Below are 824 nucleotides of genomic sequence, written 5' to 3' on the forward strand. Positions count from 1 at the left end.
TGCGCCGAGGCCGGCACGTACTACGTGACCGTCGAGCGCGCCGCCCCCGACGCCCGCGGCGCCTCCCCCGACCCCTGGGAGCTGGAGCTCGGCACGGTGTCGGAGCCCGGGACGAGGACACCGGACGGCACGGCGGCGCCCGAGGCATGGGACTCGGCCACACCCTCCCCCGTGCAGGGAACCGCCCGACGCCGCCAGGGCGGCGCGGGGTTCGCCCAGGCGGCCCCGCTCGACGAGGGNNCTCCGCGCTCACCCTCGACCTCTACAACCCGGTGCGCGGCCAGGTCGAGGACCTGTCCGTCGGCTACAACGGCGGCCAGAAGTCCAAGGCGCTCAAGCCCCTGCCGCCGGTCGCCTACGAGAACCGGCACGCCTCCGGGCAGCAGGTCTCGGCCGTGCGGTTCGCCGGCGTCTACTACCTCGTCGCCCACCTCTCCCCGAAGGTCGCGGAGGACTTCGGCGACGGGCCCGTGCCGCTGACGCTGCGGGTGCGGCTGGGCGGGACGGCGCAGGCCGGGCCGGACTACGCGGGCGGCGCGGTGCCGTCGGACGTCTTCAGCGTCGACGGCGGTCCGGGCGGCTCGGCCACGGGCGGGGGCGGTACCGCGGGCGACGCGACCCTGTACCGGGTGCTCGCGGCGGGCGGTATCGGCACCGGGAGCGCCCTGGTGGTGGGGCTCGGGGTGTGGACGGTGGTGGCCCGGCGGCGGGGCGCGGATCTTTCCGGGTGACCCGGTGCCGTGACGGGTGACGCCTGTGGTGCCGGTGGTGCGCGCGGTGCCGCGCCGGTCAGACGCGGGTGAGCGCCCAGAAACCCACGGCGT

At 77.0% G+C, this 824-nt stretch carries 1 protein-coding gene; it reads left to right on the plus strand.

Annotation, left to right across the window (positions count from 1 at the left end):
• The first annotated feature begins 272 nt into the window (after positions 1 to 272).
• The gene (locus CCN29_RS36700; RefSeq protein ID WP_442538686.1) at positions 273 to 731 is read left to right on the plus strand and encodes a hypothetical protein; all 459 of its coding nucleotides are present in this window, start codon (positions 273 to 275) and stop codon (positions 729 to 731) included.
• Positions 732 to 824 lie beyond the last annotated feature (93 nt).

This window comes from Streptomyces pseudogriseolus, from assembly GCA_002154585.1.
Lineage (GTDB): Bacteria > Actinomycetota > Actinomycetes > Streptomycetales > Streptomycetaceae > Streptomyces > Streptomyces pseudogriseolus.